This window comes from Phycicoccus sonneratiae, from assembly GCF_016887965.1.
In the GTDB taxonomy this organism is placed as follows: domain Bacteria; phylum Actinomycetota; class Actinomycetes; order Actinomycetales; family Dermatophilaceae; genus Phycicoccus; species Phycicoccus sonneratiae.
This window is the reverse complement of sequence record NZ_JAFDVD010000022.1, coordinates 24,890-50,769: the sequence shown is the minus strand read 5'-3', so window position 1 is coordinate 50,769 and position 25,880 is coordinate 24,890. Positions and strand designations below refer to the sequence as shown.

Here is a 25,880-nt window from a genome sequence, read left to right as displayed (position 1 = left end):
GGCCTCAGCCCTCCGCCTCGGCCAGGCGCGCCATCCACTCGAGGACGGTCTCGGGGGTCGGCTCGCGCAGCTCGCCGACGACGTGGCCGTCGGCGAGGAAGACGACCCGGTCGGTCCAGCTCGCGGCCCCCGGGTCGTGGGTGACCATCACGACGGTCTGCCCGTGGGTGTCGACCGAGCGGCGGAGGAAGCCGAGCACCTCGGCGCCCGAGGTGGAGTCGAGGTTGCCGGTGGGCTCGTCGGCGAAGACGACGTCGGGGCGGCCGACGAGGGCCCGGGCGCACGCGACGCGCTGCTGCTGCCCGCCGGACAGCTCGCCGGGGCGGTGCCCGAGCCGGTCGCGCAGGCCGACGGTGTCGACGACCTCGTCGAACCACGCGGGGTCGGGCCGGCGGCCGGCGATCGCGAGCGGCAGGACGATGTTCTCCTCGGCCGTGAGGGTCGGCACGAGGTTGAAGGCCTGGAACACGAAGCCGATGCGGTCGCGGCGCAGCTCGGTGAGGCGCCGCTCCTTGAGGGTCGTCAGGTCGACGTCTCCGAGCCAGACGTGGCCGGAGGTCACCGCGTCGAGGCCGGCGGCGCAGTGCATCAGGGTCGACTTGCCCGAGCCGGAGCGGCCCATGATCGCCGTGAACTCGCCCGCGTGCAGGTCGAGCGAGACGTCGTCGAGGGCGACGACCCGGGTGTCGCCGGAGCCGTAGACCTTGGTGAGGCCCTCGACGCGCGCGGCGGCGCGGGCGCCCGGGACGACCGGCGCGGGGGTGGGGTCGGCGACCGTCATGGGCTCACGCTAGGCGACCTCGGCGGGGTCCCGCCGTCGGGGTCCACCCGGGCGCGACCCCGGGTCGTCCCCGAGGGCGGCCTCGGGCGCCGCAGCGCCCGGAGCGCCGGCTGCGACCGCCGCCGACGGCACGCTCACCGAGTACACCTCGCGCAGCCACGGGTGGTCGTGGTCGTCGCCGTCGACCATGCCGGTGACCCAGGTGAGCTCGAGGCCACCCGGCGTGACGCGGCAGAGCGCGACGTTGTTGTCGAACCACGGCCCCTCGGTGACCGTCCACGGGTAGCGCGGGTCGGGCACCCGGCGCGAGCGCGAGGCGAGGAAGCGCATCGGGCGCACGAGCGAGCGGGTGAGCATCGACACGGCGACCCGCACCCCGCGGGGCATCGGGTTGCGCAGCGGCGAGCACACGGCCTGGACGACTCGTGAGGTGAACCCGTGCGCCTCGGCGTCCGTGACCTCGGCGAAGTACGAGTTGTGGACGTCGCCCGACAGGAAGGTCACCGTCTCCGGTGCCGGTCCGCGCCGGCCGCGCGCGAGGTCGGCGACCATCTCGACGACCTCCTCGAAGCCGGCGTTGAACGCCGCCCAGTGCTCGAGGTCGACGACGCGGCGCACGTGCTCGGCGGCGTGGGCGGCGCGGCGGCCGTACGCGCCCTGGGCGACGACCTCGTCGATGGCCTCGAAGTCGTGGAGCCCGGGCGGGAGGAGGAACGGCAGAGAGGTGCCGACGAAGATGTGCCGGTACCCGCCGCGCAGGGTGTCGTCGAGCCAGCGCATCTCGGTGGCGTCGAGCATCGAGCGCCGGTCGGGCTGCAGGTCGCGGGCCGCGCGGGAGTCGAGGACGACGAGCAGGCAGTCGCCGAGCTCCCTCGTGTGGCTCCAGCGGTAGGTCTCCGGCTCGGCGTCGGCACGGGCCGCGAGGGCGTCGAGGTCGGCGGTGAGGTCGAGCTCGTCGGGGGCTCCGCTCGCCGCGTGGGCCAGCACCCGCGCGTAGAGCTCCTCCTCGGCGAGCTCGGCCGGCGAGAGGTTGCCGAGGTGCTGGTGCACCCAGTACGACGCCAGCCCCGAGGCGATGCGCTCCTGCCACCAGGTCGTGGCCCGCATGTCGCGCCGCCACGACCACGAGGTGTTCCAGTCGTCGCGGATGTCGTGGTCGTCGAAGATCATCGAGCTCGGCACCGTCGACAGCAGCCACCGGATGACCGGCTCGTCCCACGTCAGCCGGTAGAGCTCGTCGTACTCGGCGTAGTCCTTGATCTCCTCGTGCGGCGGCTGCGAGAGGTCGCGCCGGGCCCGGATGAACTTTTCGAGCTCGGGGTGCGGCGTCGAGTCGGCGTAGACCTGGTCACCGAGCAGGACGAGGAGGTCGGGGCGGCCGGCGTCCGGGACGTCGCGCAGGGTGACCCCGAGGCTGCGCAGCGCGTCGACGCCGTGCAGGCGCACACCCTTGGCGTCGTGCGTGCCCATCGTCCGGCAGGAGCCGAAGGCGAAGTGCGGCAACCGGTCCGGGTCGAGGGTGCGGATGCGGCTGGGCGCCGCGCCGGGCTGGGGCCACACCTGCTCGGCGTCGAGCAGCACCTCGTAGGGCTCGTCGGAGCCGGGCTCGAGCCCGTCGCAGACGACGAGGGCGTAGTGCGAGCCGTGGACGCCGAAGGTCGGCACCGACCAGGAGCGCCCGGCGCGCCGGACGGTGACGGTCGTGGCGTGGGACGTGCGCACCCACACGGTGGCGGAGGTCTCGTCGACGTACCGGAGGAGCGGTCCGAGGACCAGGGGGCCGGCGGCGTCGGGCCGGGACGAGGGGTCGGGCCGACCTCCGGGGTCGGCGGGCGGCTGGCTCATCCGGCCATCCTGCCCGGCGAGGCTGGGCGTCGGCTGTGGGGGAACACCCCGGTTCGCCCCCGGTCGAGGCCGGGGACCCGGCACGCCCCGACATCCCCGAGCACCAGGGACGGATGTACCGCCGCCCTGCGTACTCGCGGCCCTGCCGCCACCCCCGGGGCCGCTCCTAGCGTCGAGGACGCCGGACCTGCCGGCCCTGACCCCCGACGGAGGAGCACCATGACCACCCGCACCGACCACACCCCCACCACCGCGCCGCCGACCCCGTCCACGGCACGCACCCCGGCCTGGCTGGTCGTCACCGGGTCGACCGCGGCCGCCCTCCTCGCCTGGTGGCCGCTCGGGACCGCGGTCGACCTCGTCGCCACGAGCGGTGGCTCGACGCACACCGTCGGCGGCGTCGCCGTCACGCTGAGCGCCGCCGTCGTCGCGCTCGCCGCGCTCGGGGTCGGTGGCATCCTGCGCCGCACCGCGCGCCGGCCCCGGCGCGCCTTCGGGTGGGTGTCGCTCGTCGTCCTCGTCCTGTCGATGGCCGGCCCGGTCCTCCAGGCGGACACGGGGACGGCGGCCGTGGCCCTCGCGACGCTCCACGTCGTCGTCGCGGCGGTCGTCGTCCCGCTCGTCGTGCGCCGGCTCCCGGTCGCCCGGTCGTGACCGCGTCGCGGACCGCCGGTCCCGTGCTCCCCGACGACGTCGCCACGTGGCGGCAGCGGCTCACCACCGGGCTCGCGGGAACGGTCGTGGAGATCGGCGCGGGGACCGGGCGGAACCTCGGCCTCCTCGACCCGTCGGTCCGCTGGGTCGGCGTCGAGCCGGACCGGCGCCGCGCGGCCCTGCTGCGGCACGCCGCCCGCGACCGGTTCCGGGACGCGACGGTCCTGCGCTGTGGCGCCGAGGCGCTGCCCCTGCCGGACGGCACGGCGGACGCGGTCCTCTCCACGTTCGCGCTCTGCTCGGTCCGCGACCAGCCCCGGGTGCTCGCCGAGGTGCGCCGCGTGCTGCGTCCCGGTGGCGGCCTCCGGCTCCTCGAGCACGTGGCCGCCCCGCGCGGCACGTGGACCCGGCTGGCCCAGCGGGCGGTCGCGCCGGTCTCGGTGCTGGTCGACCACGGCTGCCACCCGGCGCGGGACACCGGTGCGGCCCTCGCCGCGGCCGGGTTCACCGCCGACGGGCTCCACCGGTTCCGCTCCCCCGGGCCGCTCGGGACGTGGGTCGACCACGTCGCCGGCACCGCCGGGGCGGTCTGACGTGGCGCGCCGCCGGCCGGACGCTGCGAGGATGACGGCGATGCCGCCACCGGTCACGCAGCACAGCTGGCCGCGGCTGCCCCGTGGGGTGGCCGCGGTGTGGTCGAGCCTCTGGGCGCTCGGGCTGCTCGCCCCGCCCCTCGTCTCCAGCGGCGCGAGCCCGCACCCGCTGCTCGTCGTCGTCGGGCTGGTCGCCACCGGAGTGCTCTTCGTCGCGGCGACCGTCGACGCGACCGCCCGCTCCGGCACCCGGCGCACCGACCTCTGGCCGCTCGTCGTCGCCCTCCTCCTGCTCGTCGGCCTGCTCGCCCTCGACCCGGCCCTCGACTGGTCGACCCTGCCCGTCCTCGCGGCCATCGCCGTCGGGGCCACGACCCCCCTGCGCGCCACCCCGTCGCTCGTCGCCGGCCTGGCCGCCGTCGTCGTGCTCGTCGCCCGGGCCCGCGGGGCCGACTGGCCGACCGCGATCTGGGGGACCGGCGTCACCACCGCCCTCGCCGGGCTCCTCACCTGGGCCTTCGGGTGGCTGGCCGCGGTCGTCGCCGAGCTGCGCGCCACGCGCGAGGAGCTCGCGAGCACGGCCGTGGCCGCCGAGCGGCTGCGCTTCTCCCGCGACCTGCACGACCTCCTCGGGCACAGCCTGTCCGTCGTGTCGGTCAAGGCGCAGGCCGCGCGGCGCACCGTGCGCTCGGACCCGGACGCCGCCGAGCAGCACACCGACGACATCGCGACGCTGGCCCAGGAGGCGCTCACCGAGGTCCGGCGGGCGGTCCGCGGCTACCGCGGCACGACCCTCGACGACGAGCTCGTCCGGGCCGGGCAGGCGCTGCGGGCCGCGGGCATCCGCACCGAGGTCGAGCGCGCCGACGCCGGGCTGACCCCGTCCGAGGAGGAGCTGCTCGCCTGGGTGGTCCGCGAGGGCGCCACGAACGTCCTGCGCCACGCGCGGGCGGGACGGGCGGCCATCCGGACGGCGACCGGGCCCGAGGGCACGACGCTCGTCATCGAGGACGACGGGTCCGGGCCGGACGCTGACGAGGACGCCTCCGCCGCCGTCACCGGCTCCGGGCTCGCCGGGCTGCGCGAGCGGCTCACCGGGAGCGGGGGCAGCCTGCACACCGACGGCGACGCCGCCGGCTTCCGGCTCTCGGTGCGCCTGCCACCGGGCGGAGGCGCCCGGTGACCACGCTGCTCGTCGTCGAGGACCAGGTGATGCTCCGGGAGGCGCTCGCGGCCCTCCTCGACCTCGAACCGGACCTCGACGTCGTCGGGCAGGTCGGGCGCGGCGACGAGGTGCTGGCGGCGGTGGCGGAGTGCTCGCCCGACGTCGTCCTGCTCGACATCGAGCTGCCCGGGCTCTCCGGCCTCGACGTCGCCGAGCGGCTGCGGGAGGCGGCACCGGGCACGGTCGTCGTCGTCGTGACGACGTTCGGCCGGCCCGGCTACCTCCGGCGGGCCCTCGACGCCGGCGTCCGCGGCTTCGTCGTCAAGGACGGCCCGGTCGAGGGGCTGGCCGACGCCGTCCGGCGGGTGACGGCGGGCGAGCTGGTCATCGACCCCGCCCTGGCCGCCGACGCGCTCGCGGCCGGCCCGAACCTGCTGACGGCGCGCGAGCAGGACGTCCTGCGGGCCGGGGAGGGCGGCGCGACCGTCGCCGACATCGCCGGCGCCCTGCACCTGTCGGAGCAGACCGTGCGCAACTACCTGTCGGCGGCCATCGGCAAGACCGGCACGCGCAACCGGACCGAGGCCGCCGCCGAGGCCCGCGACCGCGGTTGGCTCTGACCCGACCGCCGAGCCGGCGCCGGAGCCCTCCCCCGGTCACACGGCGACGGGCGGCCCTCCCGCAGGAGGACCGCCCGTCGGCGTGTGCAGCGTGGTGCGTCAGGGGCTCAGAAGCCCATGCCGCCCATGTCGTCGCCGCCCGGCATGGCCGGAGCGGCCTTCTCGGGCTTGTCGGCGATGACCGCCTCGGTGGTGAGGAACAGCGCCGCGATGGACGCCGCGTTCTGCAGCGCCGAGCGGGTGACCTTCGCCGGGTCGATGACGCCCGCCGACACGAGGTCGACGTACTCGCCCGTGGCTGCGTTGAGGCCGTGGCCCGGCTCGAGGTTGCTGACCTTCTCGGCCACGACCCCGCCCTCGAGACCGGCGTTGACCGCGATCTGCTTGAGCGGCGCCTCGATGGCGACCTTGACGATGTTCGCACCGGTCGCCTCGTCACCCTCGAGGGTGAGGTTGGCGAACGCCTTGGCACCGGCCTGGATGAGGGCGACGCCACCACCGGCGACGATGCCCTCCTCGACGGCGGCCTTCGCGTTGCGGACGGCGTCCTCGATGCGGTGCTTGCGCTCCTTGAGCTCGACCTCGGTGGCCGCGCCCGCCTTGATGACGGCGACGCCGCCGGCGAGCTTGGCGAGGCGCTCCTGGAGCTTCTCGCGGTCGTAGTCGGAGTCCGACTTCTCGATCTCGGCGCGGATCTGGTTGACCCGACCCTGGATCGCGTCCTGGTCACCCGCACCCTCGACGACGGTGGTCTCGTCCTTGGTGACGACGACCTTGCGCGCCTTGCCGAGCAGCGACAGGTCCGCGGTGTCGAGCTTGAGGCCGACCTCCTCGGAGATGACCTGGCCGCCGGTGAGGATGGCGATGTCGCCGAGCATGGCCTTGCGACGGTCGCCGAAGCCGGGGGCCTTGACGGCGACCGACTTGAAGGTGCCGCGGATCTTGTTGACGACGAGCGTGGACAGCGCCTCGCCCTCGACGTCCTCGGAGATGATGAGCAGCGGCTTGCCGGACTGCATGACCTTCTCGAGGAGGGGCAGCAGGTCCTTGATCGAGCCGATCTTGGAGTTCGCGATGAGGACGTAGGGGTCCTCGAGCACGGCCTCCATGCGCTCGGTGTCGGTGACGAAGTAGTGGCTGATGTAGCCCTTGTCGAAGCGCATGCCCTCGGTGAGCTCGAGCTCGAGGCCGAAGGTGTTGCTCTCCTCGACGGTGATGACACCCTCCTTGCCGACCTTGTCCATGGCCTCGGCGATCATCTCGCCGATCTGGGGGTCAGCAGCGGAGATCGAGGCCGTGGCAGCGATCTGCTCCTTGGTCTCGACGTCCTTGGCGTTGTTGAGCAGCTCGTCGGAGACGGCCGCGACGGCCTTCTCGATGCCGCGCTTGAGCGCCATCGGGTTGGCACCCGCGGCGACGTTGCGCAGGCCCTCGCGGACGAGCGCCTGGGCGAGGACGGTGGCCGTCGTCGTGCCGTCGCCGGCGACGTCGTCGGTCTTCTTGGCGACCTCCTTGACGAGCTCGGCGCCGATCTTCTCGTACGGGTCGTCGAGCTCGATCTCCTTGGCGATGGAGACGCCGTCGTTGGTGATCGTGGGGGCGCCCCACTTCTTCTCGAGGACGACGTTGCGGCCCTTGGGGCCGAGCGTGACCTTGACGGCGTCGGCGAGGGTGTTCATGCCTCGCTCGAGACCGCGGCGCGCCTCCTCATCGAAAGCGATGATCTTGGCCATTCGGGTGGTTCCTCCCACGCGAATCGAAGGTGGGACCGGGCGGTGCCCGCGACGGACGGTCCGGGGCCGCGGCTCACGTCACCGTCGGCGCACCGGGCCTCACCGGACCGGTCGGTACTTGTCACTCTCGGGGTGAGAGTGCTAACGCTCATTATTGGCACTCTCGGGGGGAGAGTGCAAACGATGCCCGGCCCCCGCGGCTCAGCCGCGGCCGATCCGCAGGGTGAGGACCTGGAACGGGCGCAGCGCCAGCTCGACCCCGCCCTCATCGGCGGTCACGCCGTCGGTGTCGTCGGCCGGCCGCTCGAGGAGGTCGGTCACGGCGACCGAGGTGTGGTCGAACCCGACGTCGAGGCGGGCGGCGACCCGCGCCCCGAGCGCCTCGTAGAGCCGGACGACGACGTCGCCGGACCCGTCGTCGGCGAGCTTGACCGCCTCGACGACGACCCCGTCCCGGTCGAGCCCGACGAGCGGCTCGACCGGCGCGCCGGCCCCCCGTGCCCGGCGCAGGGGGAGGTTGAGCCGGTACCCCTCGCGGACCGCGTCGAGCACGCCGGCGCCCGGGACGAGCGCGTAGGTCATCCGGTGCCGGCCGAGGTCGGCGACCGGGTCCGGGCTCTGCGGCGCGCGCAGCAGCGAGAGCCGGACGACGGTGCTCGTGCCGCCGCCCGCGCGGTCGGCCCGCGTGACGTCGTGCCCGTAGGTCGAGTCGTTGGCCACGGCGGCGCCGAAGCCGGGCTCGCCGACGTGGACCCAGCGGTGCGCGCACACCTCGAAGCGGGCGGCGTCCCAGCTGGTGTTCGTGTGGGTGGGGCGGTGCACGTGGCCGAACTGCACCTCGCAGGCCGCCCGCTCGGTGGCGACGTCGAGGTCGAACGCGGCCTTGAGGAGGGTCTCGCGCTCCTGCCAGTCGACGTCGGTGGCGACGTCGACGCGGGCCTCGCCGACGGGGAGGGTGAGCAGCTGCTCGACCCGCGAGCGACCCATCGTCCGGACGACCCGCAGCCCGCCGTCGACGACCACGACGGAGCCGCCGTCGCCGAGCCCGTCGAGGTCGGTGACGGTGTTCCGGTAGTAGGCGTCGACGTCCCACGCGTCGAAGCGCACCGGGGTGTCCGGGTGCAGCTGGAGCCGGTTGCCGCGCGAGCCCGGGGCCAGGGCCTCGCGCCCGGAGGCGGCGTCGACGACGGAGGTGAGCAGGCCGTCGGCGTCGACCCGGGCCCGGACGAGGCCGTTGTCGAGGACCCAGCCGTCGCCGTCGGCCGTCACGGTGACGGCTGCGTCGTCGGCGGCGGGGGCGTCGGCGCCCATGGCGGGCGCGCCACCGCGGGCGTGGGGTGCGGCGTTGAAGACGACGTCGGCCTCGCCGTCGCCGGCGAGCGCGGCCTGCGCCGCGGCGATGAGCTCCTCGAGCTCGGCGGCGACCGCGGCGTACTCCTCGACGGCCTGCCGGTGCACCCACCCGATCGAGGAGCCGGGGAGGATGTCGTGGAACTGGTTGAGCAGCACCGTCTTCCACAACCGGTCGAGCCGCTCGTACGGGTACTCGGAGCCCACCCGCACCGACGCGGTCGCTGCCCAGAGCTCGGCCTCGCGGAGCAGGTGCTCGCTGCGCCGGTTGCCCTGCTTGGTCCGCGCCTGGCTCGTGTAGGTGCCCCGGTGCATCTCGAGGTAGAGCTCGCCGACCCACACCGGGGCCTCGGGGTACTCGGCCTCGGCCTGCTCGAAGAAGGTGTCGGGGCGCTCGACCTCGACCCTCGCCGACCCGTCGAGGTCGCGCAGCCGGGCCGCGCGGGCGAGCATCTCGCGGGTCGGCCCGCCGCCGCCGTCGCCCCAGCCGAAGGGCAGCATCGAGCGGTTCGCGGCGCCCTTGTCGAGGAAGTTGCGGGCCGCGTGGGCGACCTCGGCCCCGCTGACCTCCGAGCCGTAGGTGTCCGCGGACGGGAAGTGGGTGAGCACCCGGGAGCCGTCGAGGCCCTCCCACCGGAAGGTGTGGTGCGGGAACCGGTTCGTCGTGTTCCACGAGATCTTCTGGGTGAGGAACCAGCGCGACCCCGAGAGCGCGACGAGCTGCGGGAGGGCGGCCGTGTACCCGAAGGAGTCCGGCAGCCACACCTCGCGGGTCTCGATGCCGAAGGCGTCGAGGAAGAACCGCTTGCCGTGGGTCAGCTGGCGGACCAGCGCCTCTCCGCCGGGCATGTTCGTGTCGGACTCGACCCACATCCCGCCGACGGGCACGAACCGGCCCTCGCGCACCCGCTCGACGACCCGCTCCCAGACCTCCGGCCGGTGCTCGCGGACCCAGGCGAACTGCTGCGCCGAGCTCATCGCGAAGACGAGCTCGGGGTGGTCGTCCATGAGGGAGGTGACGTTGGCGCAGGTGCGGGCGACCTTGCGCACGGTCTCGCGCGTCGGCCACAGCCAGGCCGAGTCGATGTGCGCGTGGCCGACCGCCGAGACGCGGTGGGCGCTGGCCCGCGCGGGGGCCGCGAGCGCCGGGCCCAGCTCGGCGCGGGCGGCGGCAGCGGTGCCGGCGAGGTCGGCGACGTCGAGCCGGTCCATCGCCCGGTCGAGGGCGCGCAGCAGCTCCCAACGCCGGGCGTCCTCGAGGGGCAGCTCGGCGGCGAGCTGCCCGAGCACCTCGAGGTCCTGCTGCAGCTCCCACACCTCGGTCTCGAACACCGCGAGCTCGGCGCGGGCGACGCGGTAGAGGGGGTCGCGCGGCGCGGTGTCGGGGTCGCCCATCGGGGAGGGCCGGAAGTCGAAGCCCCCGCCGCCGAGGAGCAGCGGGTTCGAGGCCGCCTCGACGTGCAGGTCGACCGCCTCGCCACCGGCCGCCGCGTCGGTCACCCGCACCCACTGGGTCCGCGGGTGCAGTCCCTTGACCACCGAGCCGTCGGATCGGTACACGAGCCCCTCGGCGTGGAACCCGGTGCGCTCGGGGTCGAAGCCGAGGTCGAGGCGCAGGTCGACGACGCGGCCGGCGAACCGCTCGGGCACCGAGCCCCGCACCCGGAACCACGCGGTGCCCCACGGCGGGCCCCACAGGTCGCCGACGGCGCACGGCGCGTGGTCGGCGGCCAGCCCCTCGGCCACCGGCACCGGCTCGCCGGGGGCGTCCCAGCGCCCGAGGTCGACGGGCTCGGGGTCGGACCACACCGCGTCCTCGACGCGCTGGAGGGTGCGGGCCAGGCGGCCCTCGATGAGCTGGCGGTCGTCGTGCACGGGGTCCTCCGGGGGCGGGGGTCGGGGTGGACGGGCGGGGTCAGGACGAGAGGGCGACGAGCGTGCGGTCGTCGCGCTCGAGGAGGTGCGGGCCGTCGTGCCCGGTGACGACGACCCTGTCACCGCGCACCGGCGTGCGGCGCCCGTCGGCGCAGACGAGCTGGGTGCCGTCGGCGCCGAGGGTGTGCAGCTCGTCCCCGAGCCGCAGCAGGACGGGTGCGGCCGTCCCCGCCGAGACCGCGGTCCGTCCGGCGGCCAGCCCGCCGAGGACGTCGTCGTCCTCGGTGAGGACCCAGGTCGTCGGGGTGCCGGGCAGCTGCTCGCGCGGGTCGTGCACGTCGCTGCCACCGACCGGCACCGGCTGCCCGGCCGCGGCCCACCACGCGAGCGGGCCGCCGTGGGTCGGGTCGGCCCACGGCCCGTGCCACACCTCGGCGAGGTCGGGCGGGCCGCCGAGCGGGCCGCCCGGGTCGCGCCAGGCGCAGTCGCCGGCGACCGGGTGGTTGAGCGACAGCAGCCCGCCGGCCCCGCGGGCGTGGTCCGCCCACTCCCGGGCCGGGCGCCGGAAGTCCACCCACCCGACGTCGCCGAGGGCGTTGGCGTGGCCGTCGGCGGTCGTCACCTCCTGGCCCGGGAGCAGCCGGATGCCGTGCCGCGCCCCGACCTCCTCGAGGTGGGGGTGGTGACTGACGGTGTTGTGATCGGTGACCCAGAGGGCGTCGAGGCCCTGCGACACCGCGAGGGCCGCGAGCGCGTCGAGGGTGAGCACGCCGTCGCTGTGCACCGAGTGCGCGTGCAGGTCGGTGGCCAGCCAGCGCAGCCCCGCGGGGGCGGGCAGCCGGCGGCGCGGCGGGCGCTCGGTGGGCGGACCGGGCGGGGCCTGCGGCGGCGGCTCGACGACGACCTGCTCGACGGTGACCTCGACCTCCAGGCCCTCGGGCGGCAGGCGGTGCAGGCCGAGGACGACCTCCCAGGTGCCGGGGGGCAGGCCGCGGTCGAGGTAGCCGGGGGTCGCACCGCGCGGGGCGACCTCGAGCACGGAGCGCGCCCCGCCGGACCAGCCGCGCCAGCCGAGCGGGTCGACGAGACCGAGGTCGACGACGCCGGACGACCCGTGTGACCGGTCGTGCTCGAGCGTGACCCGCAGGCCGGGGCACCCGTCACCGACCTCGAACGGTAGCGTCGGCCACACCGAGGCCGCGCGGTCCTCGGGGGTCCACCGCCCGCGCCAGCGGCCCGGGCCGACCTCGCGCGCGGGGCTCACGGCTCGACCAGCGCCCCGTCGTCGTCGGCCCGGTAGAGCAGGACGCGCGCCGTCTGCGGGTGCAGCCGCAGCCGCGCGCCCACCTCCGGCTCGTCGTCCTCGGGCAGCACGGCGCGCACCTCGACCCCCTCTTCCCCGTCGCGACCCCCGACGGCGACCGTCACGAGCACGGTCACCCCGAGGTTCTCGACGGCGGAGACCTCGCCCTCGACCACCTCGTCGGCCGGCACGCCGTCCCCGGCGGTGGCGACGTACTCGGGCCGCACGCCCCAGACGACGCGCTCGCCGTCCCCGAGGCCGGAGTGGCCCGCGGGCAGGGGCACGGAGACCCCGCCGAGGTCGATGCGCCCGCCCCGCACGGCGCCCTCGAGCAGGTTCATCGGCGTCGCCCCGATGAAGTTCGCGACGAAGAGGCTGGCCGGCCGCTGGAACACCTCGCGCGGCGTGCCGACCTGGCGGATGCGGCCGGCCTCCATCACCGCCATCCGGTCCGACATCGCGAGCGCCTCGGCCTGGTCGTGCGTGACGAAGACGGTCGTCACCCCGAGCCGGCGCTGGAGCTGCTTGAGGAAGGTGCGCGCCTCGAGCCGCAGCCGGGCGTCGAGGTTGGACAGCGGCTCGTCGAAGAGGAAGACCTGCGGGTGGCAGGCGATGGCCCGGGCGAGCGCCACCCGCTGCTGCTGGCCGCCGGACAGCTGCGCCGGCCGGCGCTCGAGCAGCGCGCCGAGGCTCAGCGGGTCGGCGCTCTCGCGGGCCCGCTCCTCGCGCTCGCCGCGCGCCACCTTCTGGATGCGCAGGGGGTAGGCGATGTTCTCGGACACCGTCATGTGCGGGAAGAGCGCGTAGTCCTGGAAGACCATCGCGACGTCCCGCTCCCCCGGCTCGAGGGCGGTGACGTCGCGCTCGCCGATGCGCACGCGGCCCTCCGTCGCGCCCTCGAGCCCGGCGAGGGTGCGCAGCAGGGTCGTCTTGCCGCAGCCGGACGGCCCGAGCAGCGCGAAGAACTCGCCGTCGGCGATGGCGAGGTCGACCCCGTCGACGCCGCGGACGCCGTTGGGGTACTGGGTGACGAGGTCGGTGAGCTCGACGGTGGCCATCAGCCCTTGATCCCTCCCTGGAACGCGAAGCCGTAGCGGCGGTTGACGACGAGGTAGAGCAGGACCACCGGCACCGAGTACACGAGCGCGAAGGTCGAGATGAGGGCGAAGTCGGGCTGGCCGCCGGCGTCGTAGAACGTGTACATGACGACGGCCGCCGGCTGCTTCGACGGGTTGGCGAGGAGCACGTACGGGACGAGGAAGTTGCCCCACACCTGCACGAGGGCCCAGACGCCGACGGTCGCCATCCCCGGTCGGATGACCGGCAGCACGACGTGCCGCAGCACCTGGTTCGGCTTGGCGCCGAAGACGCGGGCCGACTCCTCGTAGGAGCGGGGCACGGAGTCGACGAAGTCCTTGAGCATGAACACGGCCGCCGGCAGCAGCCCGCCGGTGAGGACGAGGACCACGCCCACCTGCCGGTCGATGAGGCCGAGCTGGAAGAGCATGAGGAACAGGGGCACCATCGCCGCGGTCCCGGTGACGATGGAGGACAGCAGGAGCAGCGCGTAGAGCAGCTGGTCGCGCCCGGGCACGCGCACCCGGCTCAGCGCGTACGCCGCGAGGGCCGCGAGGGCGACGACGAGCAGCGCCGACCCGCCGGCGAGCACGAGGCTGTTGCGGATCGAGGGCCAGACCTGCGGGTTGTCGACGAGCGCGCGGAAGTTGTCGAGCGTGACGCCCGAGAGCGAGGCCCGGTACGTGGGGTTCGGCGTGAACGGGGTGAGCACGAGCCAGAGCAGCGGCAGCGCGAAGAACACGACGAGCAGGCAGGCGCCGACGTACCCGCCGACCCGGCTGAGCAGCGTGCGCACGACGGGGTTCACGTCGCCTCCGTCCGGCCGCGCAGCACCCGGAGGTAGAACACCGCGATGACGAGGTTGGCGAGGAGCAGCAGGAGGGAGATGGCCGAGCCGTAGCCGAGGTGGCCGCCGATGATCGCCTCGCGGTAGACGTAGACCGGGAGGATCTCGCTCGCCCCGTTCGGCCCGCCGCCGGTCAGCAGGTACGGCGAGAAGTCGTTGAACGTCCACAAGGTGATGAGCAGGGTGTTCGTCAGGACGTGCCGCCGCACGGTCGGCAGCACGACGTCGCGCAGCTGCTGCCAGCCGCTCGCCCCGGACATCCGGGCCACCTCGAGGTGCGAGCGCGGCACCGACGACAGCGCGGCCGTGTAGAGCAGCATCGAGAACGCCGTCCCGCGCCAGATGTTGAAGACGACGATGACCCACATCGGGTGGTCGAGGACCCACGCCTGGTCGGTCGTGCCGAGCAGCGCGTTGAGGGTGCCGCCGCGGCGGTCGAGCAGCGCCTGCCAGAGGAAGGCGACGACCGAGCCGGGGAGGATCCACGCGAGGAGGACGAGCACGGTGAGACCGGAGCGGACGACCTTCCCCGCGCCACGCAGCCGCCAGGCGAGCGCGAAGCCGAGGACGTTCTGGCCGAGGACCGCCGAGCCGCCGACGTACACCAGCGTCAGCCCGAGCGAGCGGGTGAACGCGGGGTCGCCGAGCGCCTCGGTGTAGTTGCCGAGGCCGACGAAGGTCGGGGCCTGCGCGCCGGCGCCGGTCAGCGAGTAGTCGAGCAGGCCGAGGTAGAGGGTCCAGACCGCGGGGAAGACGAGGAAGACCCCGATGACGACCAGGGCCGGCGCGACGAACCCGAGGGCCCGGGCGCGCCCCAGCCCCGCGACGTCGCGCTCAGCCGCCGGCGACGTGCTCGGCACCGACGGCCTCGGTCAGGGACTTCGCGTAGGTGGCCGCCGCCTCCTGCGGGCTCTTCCCGGAGACGACGTCGGCCGTCGCCTGCTGGATGGCGAGCGAGACCTCGTTGTAGGCCTCGTCGGACGGCCGGTAGGTGGTGATGGGCAGCACCTGCTCACTGATGAAGGACAGCAGCGGGTCGTTCTCCAGCGTCTCGGCGTTGACGTCGGCCCGGGCGGACACCCGGATCTGGGCCTCGCTGAGCTTCTCCTGCATCTCCTTCGAGGACATCAGCGCCATGAGCTCCCAGGCCTGCTGCGGGTACTTCGTCTTCGGGCTGAGCATCCAGCCGGCCCCGCCGGAGACGCTGACGAAGTCCTGGCCGCCGACGCCGGTGCCGGGCTGCTTCGCCGGGATCTTGGCCCAGCCGACGACCTCATCGCGGTTCTTCATGGAGGTGGCGCCGCAGTCCTCCTCGCTCGGGCAGATGACCGAGCGCCAGAAGTAGTCGCCCTCGGCGAGGATGCCGATCTTGTTCTGCGCGAACTCGGCGAAGGACTGGTCGCGACCGGCCTTGTCCTGCTGCATCCGGGGGTCGCCGAGGCCCTCGCCGTAGACCTGCCGGTAGAAGTCGAGGACGTCGGTGACGCCGGGGGTCGCGCCCTGCCAGGTCCCCTTGGCCTCGTCGTAGAGCGGCGCCCCGGTGCCGGCGAGCAGCGGGAGGAAGCCCTGCGCCGTCGTCGCCTCGCCCATCGGGACGCCGGCGTTAACCTGCAGCGGCGTGACGCCGTCGAGCTTCTTCAGGGCGCGGGCGGCGTCGAGGACCTCGTCCCACGACGTCGGCTGCCAGTCGGCAGGGAGCCCGGCCTTGGCGAAGAGGGTCTTGTTGACGTAGAGGACCCGGCCGTCGGTGCCGTTGGGGATGCCGTAGCGCTGGTCCTTGAAGGAGAGGTTGGCCTGGACGGCCTCGGAGATCTGGTCCCAGCCGTCCCAGTCCTTCGCGGCGTCGCCGACGACGTCGTCGAGCGGCTTGACGTACCCGGCGGCGGCGAGCTCGCCGAGCCAGATGCCGTCGGCGGCGAAGACGTCGGAGCCGCTGCCGGTGCGCAGGTTGAGCTCGAGCTTGGTCTTGTACTGCTCGTCCTCGACGCCGGCGCCGTTGAACGTGACCTTCGCGGTGACGCCCTTGGCCTTCTGCTGGGCGACGAAGGCCGGGATGACCTCGTCCTCGATCCAGGCCGCCTCGGCGGCGTTCTTGCCGCCCTTGACGTCGTTGGCGCTGACGACCAGCGTGACGTCCTTGGCGTCGGCGTTGGCGCTCGGGTCGGCGGCGTCGCCGGCCTCCTTGGCGCCGACGCAGCCGGACAGCAGGGCACTGGTGGCCAGGCCGCACAGCGCGAGCCGGGCCACGACGGACGGACGCGTCATCGGGGGTCCCCCTCCTGGACGAGGTACCGGCGCCGGGCGCCGGTGCGGGTCACGCCGCTGTGCCCGCTCGCCGACGACCCTTGCACAGAAAAGTCCGCCGATGACGTCTCCTGCGCATGTTTTTCACACCGCCGACGGGGCCGCGGACGACATCCATCGACGAATGTGTCACGTGTCGTCGCTCCCGGACCCGTCCACCGGCCGTCCAACAATCGACGAATGTGTCGATTGTTGTCGTTCGGGTGCTCAGAGCTCGGGGGTCGCGCCGCCCAGGTGCACGCGCAGCGAGGCGTCGGCCTCGGAGGCGACGGGGTCCTCGAGGTCCGCGACGAAGACGGCGACCGCCTCCCGGGCCGGGTTGCCGTCGAGCTCGTGGAGCACCTCCCGCCACGCGGCGAGGTTGGGGTGCTCGCGCTCGGTGCACGCCTCGGCGGGGGCGAGCGACTCGACCGCCGCGGCGAGGTCGCCCCGCGAGAGCGCCAGGGTGGCCGTCGAGCCGTCGTGGCCGAGGATCGTCGCGAGCACGACGGCCGGCAGCCGGTGCCGCTCCCCCGGCGCGTTGACGTGCCGGAAGTCCCACTCCGGCGAGGAGGTGGCCGGCGAGAGCCCCACCGCGTGGGCGACCGGCTCGCGCCATCCCTCGATCCGGGCCGCGAGGTGCTCCCCGATCGCCGCGAGTCCGTCCGGCGTGCTCCAGTCCAGGTCGCTCATCGCGCCATCGTGTCAGCCCACCCGCCCCGTGGGCACCGGGCGCCCCGCGCGAAGGTGAACAACGGGTGAACGGCACCCCCCACCTTGGTGAAGCCGCCGTGTCCACCCCACACTGGTGCCTCGTGGACGCAGCGACCATCATCCTCGTGCTCGTCATCGTGACGGCACTGGCCTTCGACTTCACGAACGGCTTCCACGACACGGCCAACGCGATGGCGGCCTCGATCTCCACCGGGGCCCTCGCGCCCAAGGTGGCGGTCGGCCTCTCCGCCGTCCTCAACCTCGTCGGGGCCTTCCTCTCCGTCGAGGTCGCGCTCACCGTGTCGAACGCCGTCATCAAGATCCAGGACAAGTCTGGGGCGCCACGCCCCGAGCTGCTGACCGGCGGCGGGCAGGCCCTCCTGCTCATCGTCCTCGCCGGCCTCGTCGGCGGGATCGTCTGGAACCTCGCGACCTGGCTCCTCGGCCTGCCGTCCAGCTCGTCGCACGCGCTGCTCGGCGGCCTCACCGGCGCCGGCGCCGCGGGCCTGGGCTTCGCGGGCGTCAAGTGGACCGGCGACGGCACGAAGCTCGACGGCGTCGTCGGCAAGATCCTCCTGCCCTCGCTGCTCTCGCCGGTCGTCGCGATGGCCGTCGCGTTCGTCGGCTGCTGGCTCGTGCACAAGCTGACGAACTCGGTGATGCACCGGCTCGAGGAGCGGTACTTCCGCTGGGGCCAGATCGGCAGCGCGTCGCTCGTGTCCATCGCCCACGGCACGAACGACGCCCAGAAGACGATGGGCGTCATGACCCTCGCGCTCATCGCGAGCGGCCACTGGGACCGCACCGACGCCGTGCCGATCTGGGTCAAGATCAGCGCCGCGCTGGCCATCGCCCTGGGCACGTACATCGGCGGGTGGCGGATCATCCGCACGCTCGGCAAGGGCCTGGTCGACATCACCCCGCGCCAGGGCCTGTCGAGCGACGGCGCGACGGCCGCGGTCCTCCTCGCCTCGAGCCACCTCGGCTTCGCGCTCTCGACGACCCACGTCGCCACCGGCTCGGTGCTCGGCGGCGGCCTCGGCCGTGGCACCCACGTCCGGTGGGCGACCGCCGGCCGGATGGTCGTCGCCTGGGCGCTGACCTTCCCCATCGCCGCCGGCATGGGTGCGGTCATGTGGTGGATCGGCCACACCCTCGGCGGGGTCGCGGGCGCACTGCTCGTCTTCGCCATCCTCTGTGCCGCGTCCGGGTGGATGTACCGCCGCTCGCGGCTGCAGCACGTCGGCGCGCACAACGTCACCGACGACTGGGGTGCGCCGGCCGCCGGCAGCCCCGAGCAGAGCGCCGCCCCCACCAAGACCCCGACCCGCTGACGGAGAGGACCGACACCATGAACAGCCTGACGCTCGCCCTCGAGGGGGCCGGCAAGGTCCTCGGCGCCGGCCTCGTCTTCGGCGCCGGCCTGCCCGTCGTCTACGCCCTCGCGATGCGGCTCCTGACCATCGGCGCGACCCCGGCCGACGGCGACACCGCCCCGCACTACACGCCGCTCGGGCGGGCGCTCGCCGGCCTGCTCATCCTCGTCGTCGCGGGCGGGGTGGTCCTCGGCCTCGTCCTCATCGTCGCGAGCGGCTTCGGGAAGGCCGTGAGCTTCGAGAACATCCTCCCGACCATCGTCGACAAGAAGTGAGCCACCCCATGTCCCAGCTGTCCCACTCGGTCATCGCCCACATCCGCGAGGGCTTCCCGGACGGCGTCGCCGACGCGGAGGCCGCGGCGCTCGGCGCCATCCTCCAGGAGCGGCTCGGCACCGAGGCGGCCCACGACGTCCTCCGCAAGCTCGCCGCCGAGAAGGTGCTGTCCCGCAAGGCCGTTCGCGCCCTGGTCCCCGAGGACGAGCAGCTGCGCCAGGTGTCGGCCAAGCTCGCGCTCGGTGGCTGGCCGCTCGGGGGCATCGAGGAGGAGGAGGACGAGGCGCCGCCGCGCGAGGGCTCGCCGCTGGCCCGCATCGTCAACTGGCTGCGCGAGGGGTACCCGGGCGGCGTGCCCGAGCACGACTACGTGCCGCTGCTCGCGCTGCTCGAGCGCCGGCTCACCCGCTCGGAGGTCAAGAAGGTCGCCAAGGCGCTGCGCCGGGCCGACGTCAGCCCGGCGGGGCCGTCCGACATCGCGGCGGCCATCACGTCGTACACGCACGCCGACCCGAGCGCCAAGGACCTCAAGCGGGTGCGCGACCAGCTGGCCAAGAAGGGCTGGCCGGTCGAGTTCCCCGACCCCGACCTCCCCTGACCCGCGGATCGGGTCGAGGTGAAACCCGACCTCGTCCCGGTCGGACATCACCTCGACCGGAGCGGGGGCGGACGCAGAGACGCCCGTCCGGCTTCCCTCACGGACGGGCGTCGCTGGTACGGGGGGGGGTCGCCGGCTCAGGGCTCCAGACCGAGGCGCCGGGCCGAGCGGGCGCGCTGGCGGCTGGCGCGCAGGCGTCGGAGCCGCTTGACGAGCATCGGGTCGTGGGCGAGCGCGACGGGGTTGTCGATGAGCGCGTTGAGCACCTGGTAGTAGCGGGTCGAGCTCATGTCGAAGAGCTCCTTGATGGCCGTCTCCTTCGAGCCGGCGTACTTCCACCACTGGCGCTCGAAGGCAAGGACCTCGCGGTCGCGCTCGGAGAGCTCCGGCGCGCCGACGACGGGCGTGACCTGTTCGGACGCGGCACTCACGTGTGTACTCGACCCTTCCCTGCGTGCGGCTGCGGCCCTCACTGTAGCCGCCGAATGACAGTCGTGTCATTCCGCTGACGGACCGGTCCGCGTGTCGGCTGGACATCGAGCCGAACGGACGACTCACGAGTCACACCGACCCCACGAACCCCAGCGGACCGGGCCCGGACCCGCGCGGGCTCAGGCCATCGAGTCGAGGATGGCGGCGATGTCGGCCTCGGTCGTCGCGGGGTTGACGATCGCGAAGCGCGCGAGGGTCTCGCCGTCGTGCGACGTGGGCACGACGAAGGCGAACTCGTCGGCGAGCATCCGGTCCGACCACGCCTGGTAGTCGCCCGGGCCCCACCCGAGCCGCCGGAAGACGACGACCGACAGGTCCCGCTCCCGGACCAGCTCGAGCTCGGGGCGGCGGGCCACCTCGGCCTCGGCGTAGCGCGCCACGTCGAGCGTGCGCTCGACCGCCGCCGAGTACGCGTCGGTGCCGTTGACGACGAGCGAGAACCAGAACGGCAGGCCGCGCGCCCGCCGGGTGAGGCCGACCGAGTAGTCGGTCGGGTTCCACTCCGGCGCCTCGGTGAGGACGTCGAGGTACCCGGCGCGCTGGGTGTGGGCCGCCCGGGCCAGCGCCGGTTCGCGGTAGAGCAGCGCGCAGCAGTCGAAGGGCGCGAAGAGCCACTTGTGCGGGTCGACGATGAACGAGTCGCAGTGCTCGATGCCGGCGTACAGCCCGCGCACCGACGGCGCGGCGAGCCCGGCCCCGCCGTACGCGCCGTCGACGTGGAACCAGATGCCGTGCTCGCGGCAGACCTCGGCGACCGACTCGAGGTCGTCGACGATGCCGAAGTTCGTCGTGCCGGCGGTCGCGACGACGGCGAAGAAAGTCTCCGGGCCGTTCGCCTCGAGCACCTCCCGCAGGGCGGACCCGGTGAGCCGCCCCAGCTCGTCGGCCGGCACCCCCACGAGCTCGGCATCCATCACCTCGCACGCCGACGCGATCGAGCTGTGGGCGCCCCCGGTCGCCGCGACGCGGAACGGCCGCACCCCCTCGGCGGCCCGGTGCCGCGCCGCGCCGCGGGCCGCGACGAGCGCCGACAGGTTGCCGATGGTCCCGCCCGGCACGAACGCCCCGCCGGCCTGCTCGGGCATCCCGACGAGGTCGGCGATCCAGCGCAGCGCCTGGTTCTCGGCCCACACGGCGCCCGACCCCTCGAGCCAGGACCCCGCGTAGATCGAGGACGCCCCGACGACGAGGTCGAAGACGACGGCGGCGTCCGACGGGGCGCAGGGGATGAAGGAGAGGTAGCGCGGGTGGTCGACCGACAGGCAGGCCGGGGCGAGCTCGTCGGTGAACAGGCGCATCGCCTCGCGCCCGCCGATGCCCTCGGCGGTGATCGTCGAGCCGAGCGCGGCGTCGAGGTCGTCCTGGGTGCGCACCCGGTCGAGCGGCGGCTCCATCCGGATGCGTTCCTCGGCGTACGCCGTGACGGCGGAGAGCAGCTCGGCGAGCTCCTCGTGGGCGTTGCGCTCGTACTGCGAGGTCGGCATCACGCCCGGAGTCTAGGAGGCCACGCGCCCCAGCAGCAGGCCGGTCAGGGCCGTGACGTCGTCGAGCAGCGCGTCGGGCCGCTCGGCCTCGAGGTCGGCGCGCTCGCCGGCACCCCAGGTGACCGCGACGGCGGCCATCCCGGCGGCCCGCGCGGCCCGGACGTCGACGGTCGCGTCGCCGACGTAGACGCAGGTCGCGGGGTCGACCCCGAGCCGGGCGGCCCCGTGGAGGAGGGGGTCCGGGTGCGGCTTGTGGCGCTCGGTGTCCTCGAGGCCGGCGACGACGGCGACGAGGTGGTCGATGCCGACGCCCTCGAGCGCCAGCCGCGCGGTCTCCTGCCGCTTCGAGGTGACGACGGCCGTGCGCACCCCGGCGTCGGCGAGGGCGGTGAGCAGCTCGGGGACCCCGTCGTAGCGCCGGATGAGCCGGCCGGTGTTCGCGAGGTTCCACTCGCGGTAGGTCGTGTCGAGGGCGTGCCCGTGCTCGGGGGACTCCTCGAGGAGGGCCTCGAGCAGCGGCCGGCCGATCCAGGCCCGGGCCCGGGGCTCGTCGACCTCCTCGCCGAGCACGGCCCGGAACGCGTGCTGGTACGAGGCGACGATGAGCGGGATGGTGTCCGCGAGCGTGCCGTCGAGGTCGAAGAGCACGGTGGGCCAGGGCGGCGTCGGGGTCACACGGGCCAGTCTGCCGAGCGCTCCGCCGGGGCCGCGCACCGGTCCACCGGGCTCAGCGCGTGACCGGCTCCACCCCGAGCTCGTCGAGCAGGCCGAGGACGCGCGCGCGGATCTCGTCGCGCACCCCGCGCACCATCTCCAGGCCCTGGCCGGCCGGGTCGTCGAGCTCCCAGTCCTCGTAGCGCTTCCCCGGGAAGATCGGGCAGGTGTCGCCGCAGCCCATCGTCACGACGACGTCGGACGCCCTCACGGCGTCGGTCGTCAGCAGCTTCGGGCGCTCAGCGGAGATGTCGATGCCCTCCTCGCGCATCGCCTCGGCGGCGACGGGGTTGACCGACTCCCCCGGCGCGCTGCCGGCCGAGCGCACCTCGACGGCCCCGGCGGACAGGTGGTGCAGGTAGGCCGCGGCCATCTGCGAGCGGCCGGCGTTGTGGACGCAGACGAAGAGGACCGAGGGGCGGTCAGGACGGTCGGGCACGGGGGAACCCCTTCCGGAGGGCGAGCGAGACGTAGACGAGGGCCACGAGGACGGGGACCTCGATGAGCGGGCCGACGACACCGGCGAGCGCCTGGCCCGAGGTGGCGCCGAAGGTGGCGATGGCGACGGCGATGGCGAGCTCGAAGTTGTTGCCGGCGGCGGTGAACGCCAGCGTGGTCGTGCGCTCGTAGGTCATGCCGAGGGCCCGGCCGAGCACGTAGCCCCCGCCCCACATCAGGGCGAAGTAGGCGAGCAGCGGCAGGGCGATGCGGGCGACGTCGAGCGGCCGGCTGGTGATCTGGTCCCCCTGGAGGGCGAAGAGCACGACGATGGTGAACAGCAGTCCGTACAGCGCCCACGGGCCGACCCGGGGAAGGAACGAGCGTTCGTAGGCGGCTCTGCCCCAGCGTTTCTCACCGATGCGACGCGAGAGGTAACCGGCCAGCAGGGGTACGCCGAGGAAGACGAGGACGGATCCCGCGATGTCCCACGCGGACACGTCGAGGGCCGCCTGCTCGAGACCCAGCCAGCCGGGCAGGACCGAGAGGTAGAACCACCCGAGACCGGCGAAGGCCACGACCTGGAAGATCGAGTTGAGGGCGACGAGCACCGCCGCGGCCTCGCGGTCGCCGCACGCGAGGTCGTTCCAGATGACGACCATCGCGATGCAGCGCGCCAGCCCGACGACGATGAGCCCGGTGCGGTACTCGGGGAGGTCGGGCAGGAGCAGCCAGGCGAGCGCGAACATCAGCGCCGGCCCGAGCACCCAGTTGAGGGCGAGGCTGGCGAGGAGCATCCGCCGGTCGCGCGTCACGGTGTCGAGCCGGTCGTAGCGGACCTTGGCGAGCACCGGGTACATCATCACGAGCAGGCCGAGGGCGATCGGCAGCGAGACGCCGTCGACCTCCACCGCCGAGAGCGCGGACCCGAGCCCCGGCACGAGCCGGCCGAGGACCAGCCCGGCGACCATCGCCACCCCGATCCAGGCGGGCAGCCACCGGTCGAGCGTCGAGAGCCGGGCGGCCACCGCCTCTGGGGCGGGGGCCGGGGCGTCGGGTCGGGCGCTCACGGGCAGCAGGCCCCCTCGGCGGCGCGCTCGGCGTGGCCGGCGTCCGGCGTGCAGCACGCGCCGTCACCGGAGAGGCCCACGGGCCGGTCGAAGGCGTCGCGCGGGTTCGTGGGGTCCTCGTCCTTGACGGTGTAGACCTCCCACGGCGCGCCGGCGGGGTCGTGGACCCAGACCTTGTCCTGGAGGGCGTAGCAGCAGGTCGTGTCGTTCTCGTCGAACGCCGCCAGCCCGGCCTCGGTGAAGCGGGCCCGCGCGGCCTCCACGTCGTCGGTGGAGGCGACCTCGACGCCGAGGTGATTCAGCGCGCCCGCGGTCCCGGACCCCCGGACGTCCTCACCGGTCTCGACGAGGACGAGCTTGAGCGGCGGCTCGGCGACGGCGAAGTTCGCGTACCCCGGGCGGCGCTTGTGCGGCTCGACGCCGAACATCGCGGTGTAGAACGCGACGGAGGCCTCGAGGTCGCTGACGTTGAGCGCGAGCTGGACGCGACCGGTCGAGGGGGTGGACGAGGACATGGGCACCTCCGGGAGGAGACTGGTGCATCGACGGTCGTCGATGGCTGACGGCGTCCACTGTGGACCATGACATCGATGTGTGTCAATATAGAGGTCCGTCGATCCCCAGGAGTCACCGTGCCGGTCCGCGAGCTGCCCCTCGCCCCCGCGTCCACCACCTCGTGCTGCGGCATCGGCGTCGACGGCGGGCTGACCCGCGAGGACGCCGAGCGCAGCGCCGCCCTCCTCAAGGCGGTCGCCGACCCCGTGCGCCTCCGGCTGCTCAGCGCGATCCGCGCCACCGACGCCGGCGAGGCGTGCGTGTGCGACCTCACCGACCTCGTGGGGCTGGCCCAGCCGACCGTCTCGCACCACCTCAAGGTCCTCACCGAGGCCGGCCTGCTCGAGCGCGAGCGCCGGGGCACGTGGGCGTGGTTCCGCCTGGTGCCGTCGCGCCTGGCCGACGTCCGGGGCATCTTCGACTGACTCGCCCGGCATAGGGTGGGAGGGATGTCGACCCCGCCCGCCCCGACCCCCGCGAAGCCGCTCCACGAGCTCGTCCACCCGAGCTGGGCGCGCGCCCTGGCCCCGGTCGAGCCGGCCGTCGCCCGCCTCGGCGAGTTCCTGCGGGCCGAGGTCGCGGCCGGCCGCGGCTACCTGCCCGGCGGCCCGCACGTCCTGCGGGCCTTCCAGCAGCCGCTCGACGCCGTCCGCGTGCTCGTCGTCGGCCAGGACCCGTACCCGACGCCCGGCCACGCGATGGGCCTGTCGTTCTCGGTCGCCCCCGACGTGCGTCCCGTCCCGCGCAGCCTCGTGAACGTCTACACCGAGCTCGAGGCCGACCTCGGCCTCCCGCGCCCGGAGAGCGGCGACCTCACGCCGTGGGCCGACCAGGGCGTCCTGCTGCTCAACCGGGTCCTCACGGTCACCCCGGGGAAGCCGGCCAGCCACCGCGGCCGCGGCTGGGAGGAGGTCACCGCGCGGGCCATCGAGGCCCTCGTCGAGCGCGGCGGACCGCTCGTGGCGATCCTCTGGGGTCGCGACGCCCGTTCTCTCGCACCGCACCTGCCCGGCATCCCGTGCATCGAGTCGGCGCACCCCAGCCCCCTCTCCGCCCACAACGGCTTCTTCGGCTCGCGGCCGTTCTCGCGCGCCAACGCCCTGCTCACCGAGGCCGGGGCCGACCCGGTCGACTGGAGGCTCCCGTGACGACACCGGCCGCCCGACCGGTCTGGACCCGCTACGTCGCGATCGGCGACTCGTTCACGGAGGGGATGTCCGACCCCGACCCCGAGCGCGCCGACGTCTTCGTCGGGTGGGCCGACCGGCTCGCCCGACAGCTCGACGTCGTCGCCGAGGCCGAGCACCTGCCGTTCGGCTACGCCAACCTCGCCGTCCGCGGCCGGACCCTCGCCGACGTCGTGGGCCCGCAGCTCGACGCGGCCCTGACGATGACCCCCGACCTCGTCTCGATGGTCGGGGGCGGCAACGACCTGCTCCGCCCGAGCGTCGACCTCGACGGGCTGGCCACGCGCATCGAGGAGGCCGTGGTCCGCCTGCGCTCGGCCGGCGCCGACGTGCTCCTCGCCACGCCCACCGACACCCGCGACGCCGGCCTGTTCCGCGCCCTGCGTGGGCGGCACGCGGTGCACACCGCCAACATCTTCACGATCGCCCAGCGCCACGACTGCCACGTCCTCAACCTCTGGGGGATGACGGCCCTGCGCGACTGGCGGATGTGGGCCGAGGACCGCATCCACCTGACGACCGAGGGGCACCAGCGGGTCGCGATGGCCGCGCTCGCCGCCCTCGGCCACGACACCGACGTCACGCAGTGGTCGACGCCCCTGCCGCCCGCCGACCGGGCGACCCGCGCCGAGCAGCTGCGCGGGCACGCCGAGTGGGTCCGCACCCACGCGGCGCCCTGGGTCGAGCGCCGGGTGCGCGGCACGTCGTCCGGTGACCACCGCGACCCCAAGCGCCCGTCGCTCCAGCACTTCCGCGACCCCCACGACGAGCCCGACCACCAGCAGCTGCCCGACCTCTGACCCGCCGGCGGGCCGCCCGCGCTTTTGTTGGACGTCCTAGCACCTCGGTA

The 25,880-nt window shown here is 74.3% G+C and carries 26 protein-coding genes; 10 read left to right on the top strand and 16 right to left on the bottom strand.

Annotation, left to right across the window (positions count from 1 at the left end):
* Positions 1-4: 4 nt before the first annotated feature.
* Together JQN70_RS17645 and JQN70_RS17640 are read right to left on the bottom strand one after the other, a co-directional pair.
* Entirely contained in the window at positions 5-781 is a 777-nt protein-coding gene (locus JQN70_RS17645) for an ABC transporter ATP-binding protein (RefSeq protein ID WP_204132691.1), read from the bottom strand.
* Between the two features lie 9 nt (positions 782-790).
* Entirely contained in the window at positions 791-2,626 is a 1,836-nt protein-coding gene (locus JQN70_RS17640; RefSeq protein WP_204132690.1) for an alkaline phosphatase D family protein, read from the bottom strand.
* 219 nt (positions 2,627-2,845) lie between these two features.
* Between JQN70_RS17640 and JQN70_RS17635 the strand changes: the two genes are divergently transcribed.
* Genes JQN70_RS17635 through JQN70_RS17620 form a run of 4 tightly spaced genes read left to right on the top strand, consistent with a single transcriptional unit; the run spans position 2,846 to position 5,658 of the window.
* The gene (locus JQN70_RS17635) at positions 2,846-3,280 is read left to right on the top strand and encodes a DUF6069 family protein (RefSeq protein WP_204132689.1); all 435 of its coding nucleotides are present in this window, start codon (positions 2,846-2,848) and stop codon (positions 3,278-3,280) included.
* Between the two features lie 23 nt (positions 3,281-3,303).
* The gene (locus tag JQN70_RS17630) at positions 3,304-3,873 is read left to right on the top strand and encodes a class I SAM-dependent methyltransferase (RefSeq protein WP_204132688.1); all 570 of its coding nucleotides are present in this window, start codon (positions 3,304-3,306) and stop codon (positions 3,871-3,873) included.
* Positions 3,874-3,913: 40 nt separating this feature from the next.
* Entirely contained in the window at positions 3,914-5,056 is a 1,143-nt protein-coding gene (locus JQN70_RS17625) for a sensor histidine kinase (protein WP_204132687.1), read from the top strand.
* A complete protein-coding gene (locus JQN70_RS17620; RefSeq protein ID WP_204132686.1) occupies positions 5,053-5,658 on the top strand; it encodes a response regulator transcription factor in 606 nt (201 codons plus the stop codon). Before JQN70_RS17625 ends, JQN70_RS17620 begins: the two co-directional genes overlap by 4 nt.
* Positions 5,659-5,765: 107 nt before the next feature.
* Here the strand turns inward: JQN70_RS17620 and groL are convergent, their stop codons facing one another.
* The 8 genes from groL to JQN70_RS17580 all read right to left on the bottom strand — a co-directional run bounded on the left by groL (position 5,766) and on the right by JQN70_RS17580 (position 16,819).
* The gene (groL, locus tag JQN70_RS17615; protein WP_204132685.1) at positions 5,766-7,391 is read right to left on the bottom strand and encodes a chaperonin GroEL; all 1,626 of its coding nucleotides are present in this window, start codon (positions 7,389-7,391) and stop codon (positions 5,766-5,768) included.
* A gap of 201 nt (positions 7,392-7,592) precedes the next feature.
* Positions 7,593-10,616 (bottom strand): alpha-mannosidase, encoded by a 3,024-nt coding sequence (locus tag JQN70_RS17610; protein ID WP_204132684.1) that lies wholly within the window; start codon positions 10,614-10,616, stop codon positions 7,593-7,595.
* A 40-nt stretch (positions 10,617-10,656) separates the two neighbouring features.
* Positions 10,657-11,880: a CehA/McbA family metallohydrolase gene (locus tag JQN70_RS21090; RefSeq protein ID WP_204132683.1), complete on the bottom strand. Its 1,224-nt coding sequence runs from the start codon at positions 11,878-11,880 to the stop codon at positions 10,657-10,659.
* A complete protein-coding gene (locus JQN70_RS17600; RefSeq protein ID WP_204132682.1) occupies positions 11,877-12,977 on the bottom strand; it encodes an ABC transporter ATP-binding protein in 1,101 nt (366 codons plus the stop codon). The genes JQN70_RS21090 and JQN70_RS17600 overlap by 4 nt, the downstream gene beginning before the upstream one ends.
* The gene (locus JQN70_RS21085; RefSeq protein WP_204132681.1) at positions 12,977-13,804 is read right to left on the bottom strand and encodes a carbohydrate ABC transporter permease; all 828 of its coding nucleotides are present in this window, start codon (positions 13,802-13,804) and stop codon (positions 12,977-12,979) included. The genes JQN70_RS17600 and JQN70_RS21085 overlap by 1 nt, the downstream gene beginning before the upstream one ends.
* Entirely contained in the window at positions 13,801-14,703 is a 903-nt protein-coding gene (locus tag JQN70_RS17590) for a carbohydrate ABC transporter permease (RefSeq protein ID WP_307836057.1), read from the bottom strand. The genes JQN70_RS21085 and JQN70_RS17590 overlap by 4 nt, the downstream gene beginning before the upstream one ends.
* On the bottom strand, positions 14,678-16,108 hold the full coding sequence (locus JQN70_RS17585) for an extracellular solute-binding protein (protein ID WP_204132680.1): 1,431 nt from the start codon (positions 16,106-16,108) through the stop codon (positions 14,678-14,680). Before JQN70_RS17585 ends, JQN70_RS17590 begins: the two co-directional genes overlap by 26 nt.
* Positions 16,109-16,354: 246 nt before the next feature.
* Positions 16,355-16,819, bottom strand: coding sequence for a hypothetical protein (locus JQN70_RS17580; RefSeq protein WP_204132679.1), 465 nt, complete (start codon positions 16,817-16,819; stop codon positions 16,355-16,357).
* Between the two features lie 122 nt (positions 16,820-16,941).
* Between JQN70_RS17580 and JQN70_RS17575 the strand changes: the two genes are divergently transcribed.
* The 3 genes from JQN70_RS17575 to JQN70_RS17565 are packed head-to-tail and all read left to right on the top strand — an operon-like array spanning position 16,942 to position 19,090.
* Positions 16,942-18,174, top strand: coding sequence for an inorganic phosphate transporter (locus JQN70_RS17575; RefSeq protein ID WP_204132678.1), 1,233 nt, complete (start codon positions 16,942-16,944; stop codon positions 18,172-18,174).
* A 17-nt stretch (positions 18,175-18,191) separates the two neighbouring features.
* Positions 18,192-18,491 (top strand): hypothetical protein, encoded by a 300-nt coding sequence (locus JQN70_RS17570; RefSeq protein ID WP_204132677.1) that lies wholly within the window; start codon positions 18,192-18,194, stop codon positions 18,489-18,491.
* 8 nt (positions 18,492-18,499) lie between these two features.
* Positions 18,500-19,090, top strand: coding sequence for a DUF3349 domain-containing protein (locus JQN70_RS17565; RefSeq protein WP_204132676.1), 591 nt, complete (start codon positions 18,500-18,502; stop codon positions 19,088-19,090).
* Positions 19,091-19,227: 137 nt separating this feature from the next.
* Here the strand turns inward: JQN70_RS17565 and napA are convergent, their stop codons facing one another.
* From napA to JQN70_RS17535, 6 genes are all read right to left on the bottom strand, one after another.
* Positions 19,228-19,563, bottom strand: a complete 336-nt coding sequence (gene napA / locus JQN70_RS17560) for a nucleoid-associated protein NapA (protein WP_491565917.1) — start codon at positions 19,561-19,563, stop codon at positions 19,228-19,230.
* 138 nt (positions 19,564-19,701) lie between these two features.
* Positions 19,702-21,066, bottom strand: a complete 1,365-nt coding sequence (locus tag JQN70_RS17555) for a pyridoxal phosphate-dependent decarboxylase family protein (protein ID WP_204132716.1) — start codon at positions 21,064-21,066, stop codon at positions 19,702-19,704.
* A gap of 12 nt (positions 21,067-21,078) precedes the next feature.
* The gene (locus JQN70_RS17550; protein WP_204132674.1) at positions 21,079-21,741 is read right to left on the bottom strand and encodes an HAD family hydrolase; all 663 of its coding nucleotides are present in this window, start codon (positions 21,739-21,741) and stop codon (positions 21,079-21,081) included.
* Positions 21,742-21,793: 52 nt separating this feature from the next.
* Positions 21,794-22,219 carry an arsenate reductase ArsC gene (locus JQN70_RS17545; RefSeq protein ID WP_307836056.1) on the bottom strand — a complete coding sequence of 142 codons (426 nt, stop codon included), beginning with the start codon at positions 22,217-22,219 and terminating at the stop codon, positions 21,794-21,796.
* A complete protein-coding gene (gene arsB, locus JQN70_RS17540; protein ID WP_307836055.1) occupies positions 22,203-23,288 on the bottom strand; it encodes an ACR3 family arsenite efflux transporter in 1,086 nt (361 codons plus the stop codon). Before arsB ends, JQN70_RS17545 begins: the two co-directional genes overlap by 17 nt.
* Entirely contained in the window at positions 23,285-23,803 is a 519-nt protein-coding gene (locus tag JQN70_RS17535; protein WP_204132673.1) for an ArsI/CadI family heavy metal resistance metalloenzyme, read from the bottom strand. The genes arsB and JQN70_RS17535 overlap by 4 nt, the downstream gene beginning before the upstream one ends.
* A gap of 117 nt (positions 23,804-23,920) precedes the next feature.
* On the opposite strand from JQN70_RS17535, the gene JQN70_RS17530 reads away from it, so the two are divergent.
* From JQN70_RS17530 to JQN70_RS17520, 3 genes are read left to right on the top strand one after another with little or no spacing between them, the layout of a single operon-like run.
* Positions 23,921-24,268, top strand: a complete 348-nt coding sequence (locus tag JQN70_RS17530; RefSeq protein ID WP_434063754.1) for an ArsR/SmtB family transcription factor — start codon at positions 23,921-23,923, stop codon at positions 24,266-24,268.
* Positions 24,269-24,292: 24 nt separating this feature from the next.
* Complete coding sequence (locus JQN70_RS17525; RefSeq protein WP_204132672.1) at positions 24,293-24,991, top strand: uracil-DNA glycosylase; 699 nt, start codon at positions 24,293-24,295, stop codon at positions 24,989-24,991.
* Entirely contained in the window at positions 24,988-25,830 is an 843-nt protein-coding gene (locus tag JQN70_RS17520; protein WP_204132671.1) for an SGNH/GDSL hydrolase family protein, read from the top strand. Before JQN70_RS17525 ends, JQN70_RS17520 begins: the two co-directional genes overlap by 4 nt.
* Positions 25,831-25,880: the final 50 nt, after the last annotated feature.